The 17367-nt window shown below is 64.9% G+C and carries 20 protein-coding genes; 14 read left to right on the top strand and 6 right to left on the bottom strand.

Features of this window, described 5'->3' with window-relative positions; translation table 11 throughout:
- Window positions 1-428, bottom strand: a 428-nt coding sequence (locus tag PBR20603_RS23185; RefSeq protein ID WP_484549333.1) for a Rossmann-fold NAD(P)-binding domain-containing protein, incomplete at its 3' end; no start/stop codon positions are given.
- A 410-nt stretch (window positions 429-838) separates the two neighbouring features.
- Here PBR20603_RS23185 and PBR20603_RS23180 point away from each other — a divergent pair.
- From PBR20603_RS23180 to PBR20603_RS23130, 11 genes are all read left to right on the top strand, one after another.
- Entirely contained in the window at window positions 839-1315 is a 477-nt protein-coding gene (locus tag PBR20603_RS23180; protein ID WP_150561807.1) for an NUDIX hydrolase, read from the top strand.
- A complete protein-coding gene (gene mnmA, locus PBR20603_RS23175; protein ID WP_150561806.1) occupies window positions 1312-2466 on the top strand; it encodes a tRNA 2-thiouridine(34) synthase MnmA in 1155 nt (384 codons plus the stop codon). Before PBR20603_RS23180 ends, mnmA begins: the two co-directional genes overlap by 4 nt.
- Window positions 2467-2539: 73 nt before the next feature.
- Complete coding sequence (locus PBR20603_RS23170; RefSeq protein WP_150561805.1) at window positions 2540-4141, top strand: FMN-binding glutamate synthase family protein; 1602 nt, start codon at window positions 2540-2542, stop codon at window positions 4139-4141.
- Window positions 4142-4359: 218 nt separating this feature from the next.
- Window positions 4360-5160, top strand: coding sequence for a helix-turn-helix transcriptional regulator (locus PBR20603_RS23165; protein WP_246174952.1), 801 nt, complete (start codon window positions 4360-4362; stop codon window positions 5158-5160).
- Entirely contained in the window at window positions 5157-5375 is a 219-nt protein-coding gene (sctF, locus tag PBR20603_RS23160; RefSeq protein WP_150561804.1) for a type III secretion system needle filament subunit SctF, read from the top strand. The genes PBR20603_RS23165 and sctF overlap by 4 nt, the downstream gene beginning before the upstream one ends.
- Complete coding sequence (locus tag PBR20603_RS23155; RefSeq protein WP_150561803.1) at window positions 5372-5752, top strand: DUF1039 domain-containing protein; 381 nt, start codon at window positions 5372-5374, stop codon at window positions 5750-5752. The genes sctF and PBR20603_RS23155 overlap by 4 nt, the downstream gene beginning before the upstream one ends.
- Complete coding sequence (gene sctI, locus PBR20603_RS23150; protein WP_150561802.1) at window positions 5749-6105, top strand: type III secretion system inner rod subunit SctI; 357 nt, start codon at window positions 5749-5751, stop codon at window positions 6103-6105. Before PBR20603_RS23155 ends, sctI begins: the two co-directional genes overlap by 4 nt.
- Window positions 6102-6944: a type III secretion system inner membrane ring lipoprotein SctJ gene (gene sctJ / locus PBR20603_RS23145; protein WP_150561801.1), complete on the top strand. Its 843-nt coding sequence runs from the start codon at window positions 6102-6104 to the stop codon at window positions 6942-6944. Before sctI ends, sctJ begins: the two co-directional genes overlap by 4 nt.
- On the top strand, window positions 6941-7585 hold the full coding sequence (locus tag PBR20603_RS23140; RefSeq protein ID WP_174978036.1) for a type III secretion system domain-containing protein: 645 nt from the start codon (window positions 6941-6943) through the stop codon (window positions 7583-7585). Before sctJ ends, PBR20603_RS23140 begins: the two co-directional genes overlap by 4 nt.
- Entirely contained in the window at window positions 7561-8250 is a 690-nt protein-coding gene (locus PBR20603_RS23135; RefSeq protein WP_150561799.1) for a hypothetical protein, read from the top strand. Before PBR20603_RS23140 ends, PBR20603_RS23135 begins: the two co-directional genes overlap by 25 nt.
- The gene (locus PBR20603_RS23130) at window positions 8243-9382 is read left to right on the top strand and encodes a TyeA family type III secretion system gatekeeper subunit (RefSeq protein ID WP_150561798.1); all 1140 of its coding nucleotides are present in this window, start codon (window positions 8243-8245) and stop codon (window positions 9380-9382) included. The genes PBR20603_RS23135 and PBR20603_RS23130 overlap by 8 nt, the downstream gene beginning before the upstream one ends.
- A gap of 82 nt (window positions 9383-9464) precedes the next feature.
- Here PBR20603_RS23130 and PBR20603_RS23125 read toward each other — a convergent pair whose 3' ends face one another.
- The 5 genes from PBR20603_RS23125 to PBR20603_RS23105 form a co-directional block, all read right to left on the bottom strand.
- Window positions 9465-9878 (bottom strand): InvB/SpaK family type III secretion system chaperone, encoded by a 414-nt coding sequence (locus PBR20603_RS23125; protein WP_150561797.1) that lies wholly within the window; start codon window positions 9876-9878, stop codon window positions 9465-9467.
- Window positions 9879-10069: 191 nt separating this feature from the next.
- Window positions 10070-10309: an EscE/YscE/SsaE family type III secretion system needle protein co-chaperone gene (locus PBR20603_RS23120; RefSeq protein ID WP_150561796.1), complete on the bottom strand. Its 240-nt coding sequence runs from the start codon at window positions 10307-10309 to the stop codon at window positions 10070-10072.
- Window positions 10284-11588 (bottom strand): type III secretion system inner membrane ring subunit SctD, encoded by a 1305-nt coding sequence (gene sctD, locus PBR20603_RS23115; RefSeq protein ID WP_150561795.1) that lies wholly within the window; start codon window positions 11586-11588, stop codon window positions 10284-10286. Before sctD ends, PBR20603_RS23120 begins: the two co-directional genes overlap by 26 nt.
- Window positions 11585-13228 (bottom strand): EscC/YscC/HrcC family type III secretion system outer membrane ring protein, encoded by a 1644-nt coding sequence (locus PBR20603_RS23110; protein WP_174978035.1) that lies wholly within the window; start codon window positions 13226-13228, stop codon window positions 11585-11587. The genes sctD and PBR20603_RS23110 overlap by 4 nt, the downstream gene beginning before the upstream one ends.
- A gap of 2 nt (window positions 13229-13230) precedes the next feature.
- On the bottom strand, window positions 13231-13752 hold the full coding sequence (locus PBR20603_RS23105) for a hypothetical protein (RefSeq protein WP_150561794.1): 522 nt from the start codon (window positions 13750-13752) through the stop codon (window positions 13231-13233).
- Window positions 13753-14092: 340 nt separating this feature from the next.
- Between PBR20603_RS23105 and PBR20603_RS23100 the strand changes: the two genes are divergently transcribed.
- The 3 genes from PBR20603_RS23100 (at window position 14093) to sctV (ending at window position 17366) form a co-directional block, all read left to right on the top strand.
- On the top strand, window positions 14093-14752 hold the full coding sequence (locus PBR20603_RS23100) for a two component system response regulator (RefSeq protein ID WP_150561793.1): 660 nt from the start codon (window positions 14093-14095) through the stop codon (window positions 14750-14752).
- A gap of 155 nt (window positions 14753-14907) precedes the next feature.
- On the top strand, window positions 14908-15297 hold the full coding sequence (locus PBR20603_RS23095; RefSeq protein WP_150561792.1) for a hypothetical protein: 390 nt from the start codon (window positions 14908-14910) through the stop codon (window positions 15295-15297).
- Window positions 15294-17366 carry a type III secretion system export apparatus subunit SctV gene (sctV, locus tag PBR20603_RS23090; RefSeq protein ID WP_150561791.1) on the top strand — a complete coding sequence of 691 codons (2073 nt, stop codon included), beginning with the start codon at window positions 15294-15296 and terminating at the stop codon, window positions 17364-17366. Before PBR20603_RS23095 ends, sctV begins: the two co-directional genes overlap by 4 nt.
- Window position 17367: the final 1 nt, after the last annotated feature.

The following is a 17367-nucleotide window of genomic DNA, read 5'->3' as shown; positions in this document are numbered from 1 at the left end:
AGCATCACGGCCTTGTAGCCCGCAATGTTGGCCTGCGAAGACAGCACGTCCATGCTTTGCGCGCGCGTGGTGCGCGGAGCCGCTTCGAGCGCGAAGGCGATGATGCCGGCCGCCGCCATGCGAGCGTTGTTCTCGGCGTCGAACGGATTGAGCATGCCGACGACCACGCTGCCGCGCGGGATCTGCGTCAGTTCGTCCGGCGATGGCGCTCGCACTTTGAGCACGAGTTCTGCGCCCAGCGCATCGGCGGCATTGCCCAGCGTGGCGCCGGCGGCCGCGAAGGCGGTGTCGGGCACACTGGCGGCGTCTCCTGCGCCGCGTCCGATGACGACCTGATGTCCCGACGCGACCAGCTTTTTCACCGTCTCGGGCGTGGCCGCGACACGGGATTCACCGGCAAGCGTCTCGGCGGGGATGCCGATTCTCATTGCGTATCTCCTTGGGTTTGTGAACTGATCTCATCAACGGCCAAGGAGCCGCAGCACGTGCGCTGCCGGGGCAGACGCATTACCTGTTTCGCCGCTGATGACATTAGTCCTGCACAAACCACTGCAAACGAACTACTGCACAAACCGGTGATGCGGTACTGCCACTGCGAGCTGCACATTGCTGGAGCTCGAAGCTTACCCGAAGATTACAAACCCGCCTATTGCACCAAACGACATAGGGTGATGCCGGTGAGATCGCAGCGCGGCCGTGTGAGCCGACCGACCGGTCGGTTCTCTGAACGGCCGGTCTCCTGCGCCAAACACCGTCAGACGGTAAAATGTCGGTTTTACCGGGGTAACGTCCTGGCGTATCGATGTCCGCCAGGGGCTGCGTCCCGCAAGGATGTGCCATGAATGCACGCTGGAAGCCCAATGTGACGGTTGCCGCGGTCGTCGAACGCGACGGCCGTTTTCTGTTTGTCGAGGAGCAAAAGCGTGCGGGCCTGTTGATCAACCAACCGGCCGGCCATCTGGAACCGGGCGAGTCGATCCTTGACGCGGTGCGTCGTGAAGTCCTCGAAGAGACGGCGCATCCGTTCGAGCCGCAGCACCTGCTGGGCATTTATCTGGCCCCAGGCCCGGACGACATCGCCTATCTGCGTTTCGCCTTCACCGGTACGCTGGGCGCGTTCGACGCGTCGCGCACGCTCGACGAGGGCATCGTCGGCACGCTCTGGCTCACGCCGGACGAGGTGCGCGCACAGCGCGCGCGGCACCGCTCACCGATTCTCGAGCGATGCATGGACGATTACCTGCGGGGGGTACGTTACGACCTCGCGATACTTCAGACCCATCCGGCCATTGCCGGGGGGCAAGGCAATACATGAGTCAAAAACGCGTAGTGGTGGGCATGTCGGGTGGCGTGGATTCGTCGGTCACGGCATGGCTGCTCAAACAACAAGGCTACGACGTCGTCGGTCTGTTCATGAAGAACTGGGAAGACGATGACGACAGCGAATACTGTTCGACCCGGCAGGACTGGATCGACGTGGTGTCGGTCGCCGATCTGATCGGCATCGACGTCGAAGCCGTGAACTTCGCCGCCGAGTACAAGGACCGCGTATTCGCGGAATTCCTGCGCGAGTATTCGGCTGGCCGCACGCCCAATCCGGACGTGCTGTGCAATGCCGAGATCAAGTTCAAGGCGTTTCTCGATCACGCGGTGGCGCTGGGCGGTGAAACCATCGCCACCGGCCACTACGCCCGTGTGCGCGAGCGCGAAGGGCGCTTCGAGCTGCTCAAGGCGTTCGATCACACCAAGGATCAGAGCTACTTCCTGCATCGTCTGAACCAGAAGCAACTCTCGCGCACGATGTTCCCGCTCGGCGAAATGCCGAAGACGAGGGTTCGCGAGATCGCCGCGCAGATCGGTCTGCCGAACGCGAAGAAGAAGGATTCGACGGGGATCTGCTTCATTGGAGAGCGTCCGTTCCGCGACTTCCTCAATCGCTATCTGCCGACCAAGCCAGGGCCGATGAAGACGCCGGACGGCGCGATCGTGGGTGAGCACGTGGGGCTGGCGTTCTACACGCTGGGGCAACGCAAGGGCATCGGTCTGGGGGGCAGCCGCGACGGCTCCGGCGAGCCGTGGTTTGTCGCGCGCAAGGACATGGCGAGCAATACGCTTTACGTGGTTCAAGGGCACGACCATCCGTGGCTGCTCTCGGGCACGCTCGACGCCGAAGATCTGTCGTGGGTCGCGGGCGAGCCGCCGGCTGAAGGCACGCGTTGCGGTGCGAAGACTCGCTATCGTCAGGCCGACGCTGCCTGCGAAGTCGTGCGTGCCGACGCGGGTGCGCTTACGCTGTCCTTCGCCGAGCCGCAGTGGGCCGTCACGCCGGGCCAGTCGGCCGTGCTGTATGACGGCGAGATCTGTCTGGGCGGCGGCATCATCGCATCGACGACGCCAGCCGCGCCGGGCCATGCCGACACGCAGGCCGCTGCGGCGGCCAAACACACCATCCTCAATACGCATTGAAGCCGCCGGCGCTCGCCGGGGACACACCCGGCAGCGTGACCGGCGAGTGTCCCCCCCAAAGCAAGGAGGTTTCATGTTTTCGCGCCGATTCCTGGCTCTCTGGCTCGTCGTGGCGTTGCTCGTCGCATCGCTCGCGTTGGTGCTCCTCGACGGCTGGCATCCGCTCTGGCCGCTGCCGTTTGCGGCGTTGGCCGTTCTCGGGGTCTGGGACATCCTCCAGCAGCGTCACGCCGTGCTGCGCAACTACCCGTTGTGGGGCCATTTCCGGTTTCTGTTTGAATCCATCCGGCCGGAGATTCGCCAGTATTTCGTGGAAGACGATACGTCCGAGACGCCGTTCTCGCGCGCGCAGCGCAGCATCGTCTACCAGCGTGCCAAGGGGGACGTCGACAGCCGCCCGTTCGGCACCGAGGTCGACGTCAAGGCAGCCGGCTATGAGTGGATCGCGCATTCGCTCGCCCCGACCGTCCTGAAGAATCACGATTTCCGTATCACCATCGGCCCTGAGCGTGCGCAACCCTACTCGGCGTCGATCTTCAACATCTCCGCGATGAGCTTCGGCGCGCTGTCGGCCAACGCGATTCGCGCACTCAATCGCGGCGCGAAGCTCGGTAACTTCATTCACGACACCGGCGAGGGGTCGATCTCGCCGCATCACCGTGAGCAGGGCGGCGACCTGATCTGGGAAGTGGCTTCGGGTTACTTCGGCTGCCGCAACGACGACGGCACCTTCAGCGCCGAGAAGTTCGCCGCGCAGGCGACAACCCCTCAGGTGAAGATGATCGAAGTGAAACTCTCGCAAGGGGCCAAGCCGGGGCATGGCGGGGTGCTGCCGGCCGCGAAGATCACGCCCGAAATTTCCGCCACGCGCGGCGTGCCGATGGGGCAGGATTGCATTTCGCCGTCGCGCCACAGCGAGTTCTCGACGCCGCTCGGCCTGCTGCAATTCGTCGACCGTCTGCGCACGCTCTCGGGCGGCAAGCCGACCGGCTTCAAGCTGTGCATCGGCCATCCGTGGGAGTTCTTCGGCATTGTGAAAGCGATGCTCGAGAGCGGCATCCTGCCCGACTTCATCGTCGTGGATGGGTCAGAAGGCGGCACGGGCGCCGCACCGCTGGAATTCACCGATCACGTGGGAGCGCCGTTGCAGGAAGGGCTGCTGCTCGTGCATAACACGCTCGTGGGTGCCGGGTTGCGCGACAAGATCCGCATCGGGGCGTCGGGCAAGATCGTCACCGCATTCGATATCGCACGTACGCTCGCGATCGGCGCCGACTGGTGCAACTCGGCACGTGGCTTTATGTTCGCCATCGGCTGCATTCAGTCGCAGAAATGTCATACCGACCGCTGTCCGACGGGGGTGGCTACGCAAGATGCGTTGCGTCAACGTGCGCTCGTGGTGCCGGACAAGGCGCAACGTGTCCAGCAGTTCCACGCGCACACGTTGCATGCGCTGCAAGAGTTGATTCAGGCGGCGGGGTTGTCGCATCCGTCGGACTTGCGCGCCCATCACATCGTCAAGCGTGTGTCGTCCAATGAGATCCGGCTCATGTCGGAGTCGCTGAAGTACCTCGAGCCCGGCGATCTGCTGCGTGGACAGTTCCGCTATCACCTCTACGAAAAATACTGGCCGATGGCGCGAGCCGACAGTTTCTCTCCGGCGCAGATGGCCTGAACGAACTTCGGCAGCAGGCACCCCCCACGAAAACCCGACGCGATATTGCGTCGGGTTTTTTTGTGCTTCCCGACAGTCTTCTTCCTAAAAGCGAAAACTCAGGCCTGTGATGACTCACATTAAGGTGTCCACCGGATGATGCTCGCGCGCGTACTCGCCTATGGTGTGACCTTCGACTTTGTCATCCCGCCGACGAGTTATCGTCAGAGGAGGAGCCTATGAGTACGGTGCGATTTCTGATCAGCCGCCACGACGTCAAACTGAATGTGAGCGGTCTCGTGCACACGCTGCCGGCAGGCAGCATGACCGCAACCAGTTCAGACGCGACGATGGATGCCCCAGGGCCTGTGGTGTCACACGACTTTCATGCCTGCGATCTGCAGGCGCTGTACCCGGACGTCGTCGATCTGCTCGATCGCCGCCCGCTTGGCGTCTTCCACCGGCAGGCGGCACGCACGCTGATACTCGAGCCCAGTATGGTGGACGTGGCCATGACGCTGCAAAACGTCGACCGCATGGCGATGCTGCGCTTCTTCTATGTGTATTGCCTCTGTCGCGATCAGCGCTACTTCTCCGCGATGTTGCGTCAGACGATTGCAGGCAGCCATTCGCTGTTCGATTTCGTCGAGGCGAATTTTCACCGGCCGTGGCCGGTCGGGCGGCTCGCCGAAGAGTTCGGGATGCCGCTGCGCAAGTTTCGTTACCTGTTTCAGCAGACGTACGGCATGCCCGCGAAGCAGTGGCTGCTCGAGCGACGCCTTCGACTGGCGCGCGATCTGCTGCTTTCCACGCGTCACAAGGTGCTCGACATTGCGCTCGAGTGCGGCTTCACCAATCACGCGCACTTCACCGATACCTTCCGCAAACGCTTCGACTGTGCCCCGACGGAGATTCGTCTTGGCACACCGCCGCAGCGCGGCGGGCGCCGTGTCGCCATGCCGCGCGCCGACGCCTATGCCGCCATGCGCGCCGATCTGGTGGCCGGCCACGGCGCCGTGACCGACGGAGGCGTGCAATGAACGTCGAAGAGATCCATCGCGGCATGGCCGAAGGCGTGCGGCACATGTCGGACGAAGCCACGCAAGCCGTCCGTGCGCGGGAGGTCAACGACCCCAAGCACATGCTCGACGTGCAGTTCAAGTTGCAGCAGTTCTCGACGATGGTTGGCCTGCATAGTTCGGCGATCAAGCTCATCAAGGATACGCTGATGGGCATCATCGCCAAGATCGCATGACGTTCGCCGAACAGACGTCGTGCGACGCCGTTGGCCAGTGGCTCGACGCGCCGGTCCGGCAGCGCATCGTCGAGCTGGCGATCGCTGGCGCCCATCACGGCATGCAGGCGCAGGCCCGCGTGATCCTGCGAGCCTTGCCGTCGCTCGTGACGGATTGCGAGGCGCGCCAGTGGCTGCATGTGGCGCTTCTCATTGCGCTAGGCGATGCCGTCGCGGCACGCGCGTACCTGACGCACGCCATGGCCTCCGGGCGCGAGGGCGACCCGGAGGCCGATGTGCTCGCGCGCTGGCTCGATGCGATCGATGCGATCGATGCGCGCCGCTCTGTCTCAGGCGGGTGCGCTTCTTCCTCCTCCTCTCCGACTTTCTTGTCATGACGACTTCCCTGATCTTCGATATCGCGGCTCAGGTCGCCACGGATGCGGCGCCCGCGAAGGCTGCGCTCTCGGTCCCCACCGCCAGCGAAAGCGACGCCGTGCGGTTCGGTCATGCGTTGGCGAGCGCGCCATCTCTGCCGGAACATCACCTGCTCAGCGCGGCGGGCAAGCTGTCCGGCAAGACGGAACGTCTTGTTGAGCGGGTGGCGCTGGACGAGCGTGCGCTCGACGATCCGGGCCGCATGCTCGGTGTGCAGCGCGTGCTGACCGAGCGCGTGCTGACGCTCGAGGTGGTCGCGAAGGCAGCAGGCGCTGCGACGCAAGGCGTGAACAAGCTGGTTCACATGCAATGACGTACGGTATTCGCATCGCTGACGTGGCGCCGACGCTGGCGCAACGCGCGAGGTCTGCGGCAAGGCGGCGTCTCGTTGGCCGATGGTGGATCGGCTTCGCGCTCGTGTTCACGCTCGCGGGGTGCAAGGTCGAATTGCATCGCGCATTGAGCGAGACGGAGGCCAACCAGATGCTGGCCTTGTTGCTTGTCTCGGGACTGCAGGCAGACAAGCGTGCCGACACGACCGGCATGACGGTGCGTATCGAGCGCAGCGACTTCGTGCGCGGTGTCGAAGTGCTTCGTCAGCACGGATTGCCGCGCCAGAAGCGGGCTTCGGTCGAGGACGTGTTTCCGCCGGGACAACTGGTCAGCTCGCCCGTGCAAGAGCAGGCGAAGCTCACCTATCTCAAGGAGCAACGGCTGGAGCGCATGCTGGCGGCGCTCGACGGTGTGATGGTGGCCGAGGTCTCCATCGCGCAGGTGCCGGTGGACTCGGCAGGGCGGTCGACGTTGCCACCTGGCGTGGCGGTCTTCGTAAAGTACAGCCCCGAGGTCAACATGACGCAGCGCATGACCGACATTCGCAGTCTGGTGCATGACAGTGTGCCGGGGGTAACGCCGGAGCGCATCAGCATCGTATTGCAGCCTTCGGACTATCGCCTGCCGCGAGCGGCCCTCAATGCGTCTTCGGGGGCGCAGGCGAGCACCCCGGTGACGCACGGACGCTGGCGCTCCGCGCTGGGATGGGGCATGGTGGCCGCGGCGTGCATTGGCCTGATCGCTGCCGGCGCCATGGCTTGGCGAAGGCGTGCCGCGTGGGTTCAGCGCTTGCGTGCGCGGGTAGCGAGGGCGGCGTGACCTGTCTGCACAATGGTGCCGTCGCCCAACTGGCGCGCCTGATCTGGCAGCCCGGCTTGCACATGGATGATGGCTGGTGGCGAGCGTTCGACATGCTCTCGTGGCGGGAAGCCTATCAGCGCCATGTCGTCTGCCGGGCGCACATCGATCGCTTGTTGATTGCCCGCCGGGGATGGCCCGGCGCGCTAACGCACGATTGTGCGCCGCCCGCGAGTGATATCGCGCATGCCGTGTTGCGGCTGGTGCCGCGTCTGCGACGGGTTTCGCTGGCCTACGGCTTGCGTATGCTGGGGTGTCCGGACTACCTGTTGCTCGGCACCTATCGCCGCGCGCTGTCGTCATGGCTCGATGCCTGGCAATGCGATCGTTTGCTGCTCACGCGGCGCGAGTGGCCGGCGCGTTCCACGTTCTCGCCCGGTCAAATTGTCGAGGCGGCACTGGCGACCACCGGCGCGTATCTGGATGGCGCACCGGCGCCGATGGCGGTCGACCTGGCGACGGTGGGCAAAGCCGCACGGATTCTGTTGCCGCCACCGGTCGAAGCCGGCCCGATGCCAAACGGCATGCCGGCGATGGACGACGTCTGGCCGCGGCTCGTCGCGTTGGAGAAGATGCTATGTATGTCATCGACTTTGCATTGACGTCTATCGAAATGATCGATGGCCCTGCGCCTGCGGGGCCGGTAATTTCCGGCGTGGCGCTTGAGCGGCTTCGCGAGCAGGCGGGCATGCGAGCCCAGTGGATGGCGCAAGCGCAGGCCGAGCGCGACGCCGCACTGGTCGAGCGCGAGCAGGCGAGACTCGACGCGCAGATCATGCGCGACGCCTGGCAGGACGCAGCGCGCGAGCGCGCACAGCAGGAGGCGGCGTCGCTGGCGGAAGCGGCACATCGCGAGGCCGTCGCGCAAACCGTCGAATGGTTGATTGACGAGGCCGCGCTGGAACGCGAGGTCATTCGCTCGTTGGAGCGTCGCGTGGCGGATGCCCTGACCGGTGCGCTGTCGAATTTCGTCGGTGCGCTCGACATCGGCGAGCGTTTCGCGCAGCGTGTCGGGCGCGCGTTGCCGGGGGTGGTCCGAGAAGGGGCGCTGGTGCTGCGTGTGCCACCGGCGCATCTCGACGCTGTGGCGCTTGCCCTGCGCAATGCCGATATCGTGCTCGCTTGCACCCCGGATGCAACGCTCGGCGATCGGCAGGCCCGCATCGAGAGCGAATGGGTGACCGTGTGTCTGGATCTCGATGCAGATCTGGCGGCGGTGATCGAGCGCTTGCACATCAGTCCGAGTCTGGAGGTCGCCTATGGTTGAACGTCTGCCGTCATCTGGCAACACACTGCCTCGGACAGCGCAAGACCATAAGCCACTCGAGCACATGCTCGAAGACGAGTGGCAGGCATTGGAAGGTGGTGCTCGGCCATCGCGCGGGGGCGCTGCCGAGGTGCCGGGGCATATCGCGCTGATCGAGGCCGCGATCGCGCAGAACGAAGAGGCCGCCTTCGCCGAGTCGCAGGAAAATCTCAGCTTCGCGCTGGGGGTGCGATTCCGCCGCACAGGCGAGCGCGACGTGCGCGACGACAAGCAGCGTGCACGTGCCTTGTTCGAGCAACAGATGCATCGCTTCGCGCGTGTGAACGGCGCGCAGTTCGAGACCTTGCGCGGACAATTGCGCGATCTTCCTTTCGTCCCCGATCCTCACTTGCTGATACGGCAAACCCAAATGTCGGCCGGGCACGCCGCGCTGGTTGTCGCCGCGTGGCTGGCCGATGGCGGGCTGGATGCCGGAACCCGCACGCGTTTGCGCCGAACGCTCGATGCACTGACATCCTCGGAAACATGGGCCATCGAGGCCTTCGCGGCGCTCGAGTGCGACGTTGGGCAGAGCGGCCCGGGCATGGCGTTGTTGCAGCAGCTCAAGTCGCTCTTTCGCGAGTCGCAGGGTCCGCAACGCTCGCTCACGCAATGGTTCGACGAATGCCGCCGCTTTCCGCAGCGACGCGCGCGTTTGCGTGCGCTCTTGCAGGCGCTGGGTCTGGAGTTGGGCGCACAGCAGGCCGACGCGGACACGCAGCGTCTGGCCGCCGTCGTTGACGATCTGCGCCGGGTGGTGCTGTTCCTCACGCTGGAGTCGGCGTGCGAGCAATCGGCGCAGGCCATGCGGGCAACTGGTTCTCGTGTGTTCGAGACGGACACGATGATCGCGGAAGTGCTGACGTTGCTGGATCAGCCCTGGGCGGGCGCTGAATGGCTCGCGCAGCGGGCGGCATATCTGGGGGTCGTGACGGTTGAAGCTCGTTACGCGCTCTCGCGAGAACTCACGCGGCTGGTTCAGGCGGCGCACGACGGTTGCTTTCGCGACGAGACGCAACGTGAGACGCTCGCCGAGGCGCTCGATGTCTGGCGCACGGAGATCGCCCACGAAGGCGATTCGGCCGGCGGGTGACCGGGAGGAGGGAGGTGGAGGGAGGCGGGAGAGGGGGGACGATTGGCGCATGGAATGCGCCAAGACCTGCGGGTGACGGCGCTCAGGCGCGCAAATGCTCCCGGCAGAGTTTGATACGGTCGTAGAAATCGGTGAGTGCCTGTGCGAACGGTTCGGGCTCGGCGGCGGTTTTCTCTTTGACTTGGGCGTGAAGAATGAGCCGGTTGTCGCGCTCGCTCAACTGCACATGTCCCGTGACAGCCCATTCTGCGGGTTCGATAAGGAACTGCAGAAGGCGCTCGCTATTCGCGCGATGCAGCCGCGCGGCTTCGTCAGTGGCTACCACGGCGTGAATACTGCATGCGCTGTCTTCCAGCGTTTCCACAATGATGTTGGGCGAGGCGTTGAACGTCAGCTCGATGGGTGAGTGATTGTCAACAGCGTCGATCTTGCAGGGGTCGCAGCCGATCAACTTCAGAGCTTCGACGAGAGTCTGCGCTAGGTCGTAACGTGGCATGATTTACGTGGAGAGTGGAAAAAATCGATATGCACCCGAGCGAGCGTTATCCGGCATGGCCGGCGTGCGACCCGTTCGCGCGGGCGCGCGCGATGCCGAAGGTTCTCACGGGCAGCCGGTGCGGACTTTGGTCGCGCGAGCCCCGTTGTGGCTTCTGCGCACGCTTGATCCGCCATCGGTCGCCTTCATCGTCATGACGATCGTCCGTACGACGTGCCGTACCGCTGTGCCATGCCGTCGAGAATCGCTGCGGCGGCCTCGACGGCTTGCATCTGCGTCTGCACCAGTGCGTGTTGTGCAGGGGCGAGCGGCTTGCGCAGCGCTTGTTGCAACGACTGTCGTGCCGCGTCGAGCTGTGTGCCTACCTCGCGGGCGACAGGCGCCGGGGACGCCGCCAGTTGGTCCTCAAGCCGGGTCAGACGAATCGCCATGCAAATTCCCCGAAGTCAGTGGTAAGTAGAAAAGCCGGTCGTGCGCCCTGATCGACACCCCGTCGGGATGGATGGCGAGCACGCGTGTGCCACCCGGCAAGCGCACGCCTTGCGCAAGGCGCGTGCCGTCGGCAAGGGTGAGCTGAGGCTCGTCGGGGGACCCGCCAATGCTCACGAGTGGCGCGGAGAAGCCTGTGTCTGCCAGTGTCGGCGTTGGCGCAGGCAGTGGTTCAATGCGCACGGGCATCGTGTTTGCGCCTGTATTCCAGGCGTCGACAACCCCCTTCAACGACGCATGCCGCCCCGCCGTGAGCGCCCCCGTGAGCCGCCACCCGTCGCGGTCACGGGAGATGTCGATGCCGCGCAACTGGCCGGCGTCGCGCAGTGTGCTCACCAGTTGCTCGAAGCTCTGAGCGGCACCTTGCGCGACACGCCATCCATGGGGTAACGACAGCGCATCGAGCGCGTCGGATGTGGCGCGCCAGCGAGCGTCCGCCACTATGGGTCCACTGATCACGACTTCACCGCCGGGCGCCACAGTCGCCCGTGCGGTACCGAAGCCGTGCAGACGCAGTAGCGTGCCGACCGTCTGCAACGAGTCTTCCGGGCACCAGGTCTCATCGCTCAGCGCCTTTCCCTGCCAACGTGCTTCGGCGCGCAACCGCGCGCGCGTATCGTCGTCGATGCAGCCGCCGGACAATCGCACGGCGTCGCCGGTCGTATTCAGTGCGACCTGAGGAGCGATGCGCGCCGCGAGGGCTTTCAAGGCGTCGGGCTGAGGCGGCTCAGAGATGACATTGGCTGTCCCCGTGCGCCAGATGGCCACGCCGGCCGCTGCGATCAGAAGCGACATTCCCGTGACAGCGATCCACGCCGCCGGGGCGCGGCCGCGCGATACGGCAATCGCCGGCGCTTGCGGCGATGGCGCATGCGCTGCACAGCGCTCGGGACGCTTCGGCGTTGGGACAGGCGGGCTGTCCGCCACGGTTGCGAGCCAGACCCCCAGCCCCGCAAGATCGATTACCGCGTGAAGGGGCAGCACCGGAGGAGCGACGGCGTCGTCCCCGATGGAGGCAAGCGGGGTGCCGTCGACCCAGACGGGAGCTGAGTTCGCGAGCCGGACGCCATCGTCGTCGACGTGCAGCACGATCTGGATGTCGTGCTCGAGCGTCATCGCAATGTCGGAATCGCTATGCCCGATGGTGAGCGCGCCCTGCGGCAACGGCATGGGACGTCCGGCGAGCGGGCCGTCGAGCAGCGTCAGCGTCAGCATGGTCATGCGCTCGGCACGTCGGCCGCTGGCTCGGCCTTGATCAGAAACAGGCGCATGACACTGTCGTTGCGGTTACTCGTCGAACTGAACAGACGGCCGATGAGCGGCAGATCCCCCAACAGCGGAATCTTGCGCTCCTGCTCGTGCTGCGCGTCCTGCACGAAACCGCCGAGCAGCAGGCTTTGCCCTGCTTGTAACGTGGCGTGCGTCGAAATTGACGAGTTGCGGATGGTCGGCACTTCATTGCGGGCGTTGCGCTCGCTGCGCACCTCGCCACCGTCTTCGATGTTGAGCGTGAGCATCACCTGTTCGCGACCGGCACCATCGCCTTCGTTGGGCACGAGTCGCGGCGTGACACGCAATAGTGAGCCCGACGTCACGCTTTCCAGTTTGGCGACTTTCTCGCCGGAGACCTTTGTGTAGAACGTCACGCTGCGATCGAGCACGGCCTGCATATTGTCGAGCGTGACGATGGACGGACGGGAGAGCACACGTGCCTTGGAGTTTCGCTCCAGAGCATTCAGATTGATCATGAACTTGTTGGTGTCGCCGACCACGGTCGTGAACGTGCTGCTGTCGCCATCCTGCAACTGCCCGTTGAGCGATACGGCGCCAAAGCCGCCCAGACGTGCGCTGCCGGAGAAGTCGACGCCAAGCTCGGCAATATCGCTGGCATTGACGTCGATGATCGCCACCGAAATATCGACCAGCCGGGGCCGGATGTCGAGCTGTGCGATCAGGTCGCCATAGATGGGCAGATTCTGCCGGCGCTCGCGCACGATGACCGCGTTGCGGCGCGGATCGGCCGAGAAGCGCGGCGTGCCGGTGCGTGTGACGGGGGCGGCTGTGATCGCTGCGGCGGATGTCGGGGATGTCGGGGGCGCGGCCGAGGTGGCGATGAGCGGACCGGCACCGAGAATCAAATCCTTCAATACGCTGACGACGCCCGGCACGACCACTTCCTGCCCGCGATAAAAGTACCTCGTGTCGTCTGCCGTGGCGAATTTCAGGGGAAATATCTTGATGGTCTCTTCGCTTTCCTGCTGATCCCGGGCGTCGCGTTCGACGTATTCGGCGAGCATCGACACCGTCTCGAGACAGGCCGGAACGCCGGCGATCTCGAGCGCGTGTGTCGCCGGAATCGCCCGTGCGACGCAGTGCCGCGGGTGCAGCACACCTGCGTCGCCAAGGTGCCCGAGCAAGTCGCCGGGCGACGCGTGACGCAGCGACATGGCGCGTCGCGTTGCCTCGCTGGACTTATAGATATGCAGCGTCTGGCCGTTGAAGTACCACGAAAGCCGATAACGTTCCGATAGCGCGTCGAGCGTTGCTTGGGCCGCGCCCGCAGGCAGCGTGCCGATAAAGCGGTCGTCGACCTGTGGGCTCACGACCGTCGGAATGCCGTGATGCGCGCCAAAGTCGCGTAACAACTCCGCAAGCGGCGTGCCCGCGCTCTGAAAGACGAACGGGCCGCCGCGCCACTTGGGCGTGGCCGGCGTGATCTGCCTAACCGGCATGACCGATGACGCGAGCGCCGCACGCTCCGCGTGTGGTGCGGGCGAAGACGCGATGGCTGGCGTGACCGACGGGAGCCCGGCAAGCAGGGCAGCCAGGCGTAGCGTGACGCGCGTGAGGTGAGACCGCATGGTCAGCAACGGCGCAGGACGTCAAGGCGCTGGCTGGCGTCTGCCGCGCCGGCGGCGTGGGACACCAGCGATGCAGGCGGCGCCGCCTGACCCTGCATGCCCTGCGACGCCACCATCGTGCAGGCCAGGAGCTGGCGCCGGAGTTGCGCTTCCACGCGCGCTGCCGGTTCGTCGCCGTCGAAACGGTGAACCCACCAGAGGACGTCGTTCGCGATGCACAGACTGTCGTCACGCAACGCCGGTTGACCGGCGATCACGAGCGCGAGACGCATGAGCCAGCGTGAGAGCGCGGTGTCACCGTCGAGCGCCATCGCGAGCGGCTGCGTCTGCTGCCCTTGCGGCGCGTGTGGTGCGTGTGGTGCGTGTGGCACGTGTGGCAGTGCCACCGCCGTCGCCACGCAGTAGCCGCCACTGGCGGGACAAGTCCAGCCGCGCCGGCCGTCGAGATTGAGCGTAATGCGCGCACCCTGAACGTCGCGCGGGGCAATCCAGTCTAGCGCGGCAAGCGCAAATGGCAAACGCATAGGTATCTGAAGGAGGCAATGCAATGCAAGGGCACGGGAAACGAGGGACGCGCGGCATCAATGAGGCATCGACGAAGCATCGACGCGGCCTCGACGACGTGCGTCATCGCTTGGCGCCGCCGATCGATATGGCGCCGTTCAAGGATCGTCATTATCAAGCGTTGCTTCGATGCCGCCATCCGGCGCAGACCTGAAGTCGCCGCCGCCGATCGCGGTTTGCGACGTTTTCCCAAGCGGATTGTCAGGCGATGGCACAAGTTTCCAGCGGTTGGCCCGAATTCGAAAGAAAGTGAACAAAAATCTGCATGAACGCTAATGACTAACAATCGAGGAGCTACGAATGACGGGGTGTATCGGTGTCATCGTTGTGGAGGATCACGAATTGCTGGCCGACGGTCTTTGCCGTCTGATCGAGCAGGATCTCGGATGGTCCGTGCTGGCGCGGGTTGTCAACGGACTCGACGTGTACCGGGCCTGCGTAGTCCATCGACCGGCGCTGATGGTGTTGGATCTGGGGCTGCCCGGCATGGACGGTGTGGACGTGATCCGGCAATGCGCCCAACGCTGGCCGGACTTGCGCATCGTGGTCAATTCCGCGAGCGACGACAGCGAGCGGGCGCGTCAGTCGCTGGAAGCTGGCGCGTTGGCGTTCGTGCTCAAAAGCAGCGCTCGCGAGACGCTGATTCACGCGGCGTGTCAGGGGATCCGCGGGGAGCGGTTTGTCGATCCGGCCGTATTCGGCGGCATGCATGATCCGGCGAGCGTGGCGTATGCGCCGCGCCCGTGCACCGTCGAGATGCCCGAACGTTCGCTGACGTTGCGCGAGCGTCAGGTGCTCAAGCTGGTCGCGGAAGGGCAACGCAACCGCGACATCGCGCAATTGTTGTCGATCAGTGTGAAGACGGTCGAGACACACCGGCTGAACATGATGCGCAAGCTCGACGCGCACAACGTCGCCGATATCGTCAATTGGGCGCATCGCCTGCGAATGATGTTGTGAGGCAGCACGCCGTTCGCCGAGCGACACGCACCGAAATTCAGGTCTGCGCCGGATAGCCGCCCCCCTGTGAATGGGCGACCATGCCCGCTGCCGCTTTCCGAACGCTCAGCGTGCCTGGCAATCCCTGCCAGCACGATCCCAACGCAAGATCGCCGATGGACACCCAGACCCAACGCAAGCTCGAGCTGCTCTTCGAATTGCTGGCGCTGCCGCCGCAACGCGTCGCACCCCGTATGCGGATCGCGCTCGCCCCCTGTGTGCTGATGACGGAGGTCGATGCGCACGGTGTGACGTTGGTGCTGGCGCTCGCCCATCGCGCCGAGCGCGCGCAGCGTTGGTTACCTTTGCTGATCCAGACGTGCGCCCCGGAGTGGAGTTTCGGCATTCCTGTGCGGGCCTGTGTGGCGCAGGGACGTCCGATGCTGATCGCCAGTCCACCGGCGAGCGCCGGTTTTCAAGCGGTCGAATGGTTGTCGTGCGTCACCCGAATGCGCCGGCTGCTCGAGCGGATCGACGCGCAGCAGCAACGGGAGACCCGTCCATGACACGTCTGCTGACGTGGCTGCGCCTGGCCGCCGGGCGGCAGGACATTGTGCTGGCGGCGCTGTTGCTGGTCACGGTCCTGATGATCATCATCCCGATGCCGCCATCGGTGATGGATCTGCTCATCGCACTCAATCTCGGCCTGTCGCTGCTGCTCCTGATGGTGGCGCTCTACATCAACGAGCCGCTCGATTTCTCGGCGTTTCCCTCTGTTCTGCTGATGACGACGCTGTTCCGGCTGGGGCTGACGATCAGCACGAGCCGCCTGATTCTGCTGCACGCCGATGCAGGAGACATCGTCTACACGTTTGGTGATTTCGCGGCCGGGGGGAACATCGTCGTCGGCATGATCGTCTTTCTGATCATCACGGTAGTGAACTTCATCGTGATCACGAAGGGCTCCGAGCGCGTGGCGGAAGTGGGGGCGCGTTTTTCGCTCGACGGCATGCCGGGCAAGCAGATGAGCATCGACGGCGATCTGCGCGCGGGCACCATCGATGCCGCCGAGGCCAAGCGGTTGCGACGCACCGTGCAAAAGGAGAGTCAGTTCTACGGGGCGATGGATGGGGCGATGAAATTCGTCAAGGGCGACGCCATTGCCGGGCTCGTCATCATCGTCGTGAATTTGCTGGGCGGTATCGGCGTGGGCGTGTTCATGCGCGGCATGAGTGCGGGCGATGCGGCAGCGATTTACGCGATTCTCTCCATCGGCGACGGGCTCGTGTCGCAGATTCCCGCGCTGCTCATTTCGGTAACAGCGGGCATTATCGTCACGCGCGTGCCCGGCGAGCAGCGTCGCAATCTGGCGCGAGAGCTCACCGATCAGCTCGCTGCACAGCCGCGTTCGCTGACATTGGCTGCTGTGGTGCTTGTGCTGTTCGGCCTGATTCCCGGCTTTCCGATGCACTACTTCCTCCTGCTGGCGGCATTGGCCGGCGGCGCCTCCTGGTGGGCGGGACGCCTCGCACGGGATGGCAAAGGGGCGAAGGATGCGGCGAGCGCGAAGGACGGCGACGCCGGGAAGTCGAAGGGGGGACGGCCGGGGGCACAGCCGCTGCTCGTGCGTGTGAGTTCGACACTGGCCGACGCCGACGCCGCGACACTGACCGGGCGAATCGATGCCCTGCGCGAAAAGAAGTTCGAGCAGTTTGGCGTGCCGATGCCGGAAGTCAAGGTCGACGTCGACAAGACACTGCCCGCCGGCACGCTGGATATTCAGCTCTACCACGAGAGTGTGATGACCATCGACGTCGCTGCCGACGTTGCGTTGGCGCTTCACGATGCGACCCATCCGATACGCGCTTTGCGAGGTCTCGACGCCGGGGCGCCGCGCGAAACCCCGCTGCCGTTCGGCGGGCAGATTCTGTTCTGGCTGAACGACGCACAGCGCCAGGCGTGGCTGACGCAGGGGGGCACCGTCATCGAAGGCGCCGATCGTGTGTCGCACTGTGTGTCGCTCGTCATCGATGCCCATGCGGCCGACTTCCTCGGCGTTCAGGAAGCGCGTTTCCTGATGGATGGCATGGAAGATCGCTACGGCGAACTCGTCAAGGAATTGCAGCGTCAACTGCCGATCAGCCGGACGGCGGAAGTTCTGCAGCGGCTGGTGGCGGAGGGGGTCTCGATTCGCGACCTGCGGCGAGTCTTCGAGGCGCTGATCGAATGGGCGCCGCGCGAGCGCGATCAGATCATGTTGACCGAGTATGTGCGGCTGAGTCTGCGCCGTCACATCACGCGACGCTTTCGCCGGGGCACCGAGCACATCACGGGGTGGAACGTCGGACGCGGCATCGAAGACACTGTACGCGCAGCGGTGCGGCAGACGTCGTCGGGGTCCTATGCCGATCTGAATCCCACGCAGACCGACGCGATCATGAGCGCGATCGACAACGTTCTGAAGGCCCACGATGGCACGCCCGCCGTTCTCTTCACGGCGATGGACGTGCGCCGTTTCCTGCGAAAGCTGATCGAGCGCGACCGGGCGGACCTGCCGGTCTTGTCGTTCCAGGAAGTAGCCGACGAGCCGCACGTTCGCGTGTTGGGGACCATCGACGTGCAGGGAGCGTACTGAG

It is taken from the genome of Pandoraea bronchicola (assembly GCF_902459805.1).
Classification (GTDB): domain Bacteria; phylum Pseudomonadota; class Gammaproteobacteria; order Burkholderiales; family Burkholderiaceae; genus Pandoraea; species Pandoraea bronchicola.
Note: the sequence above shows the minus strand (reverse complement) of the source record. Positions and strands in the feature narration are given on the sequence as shown.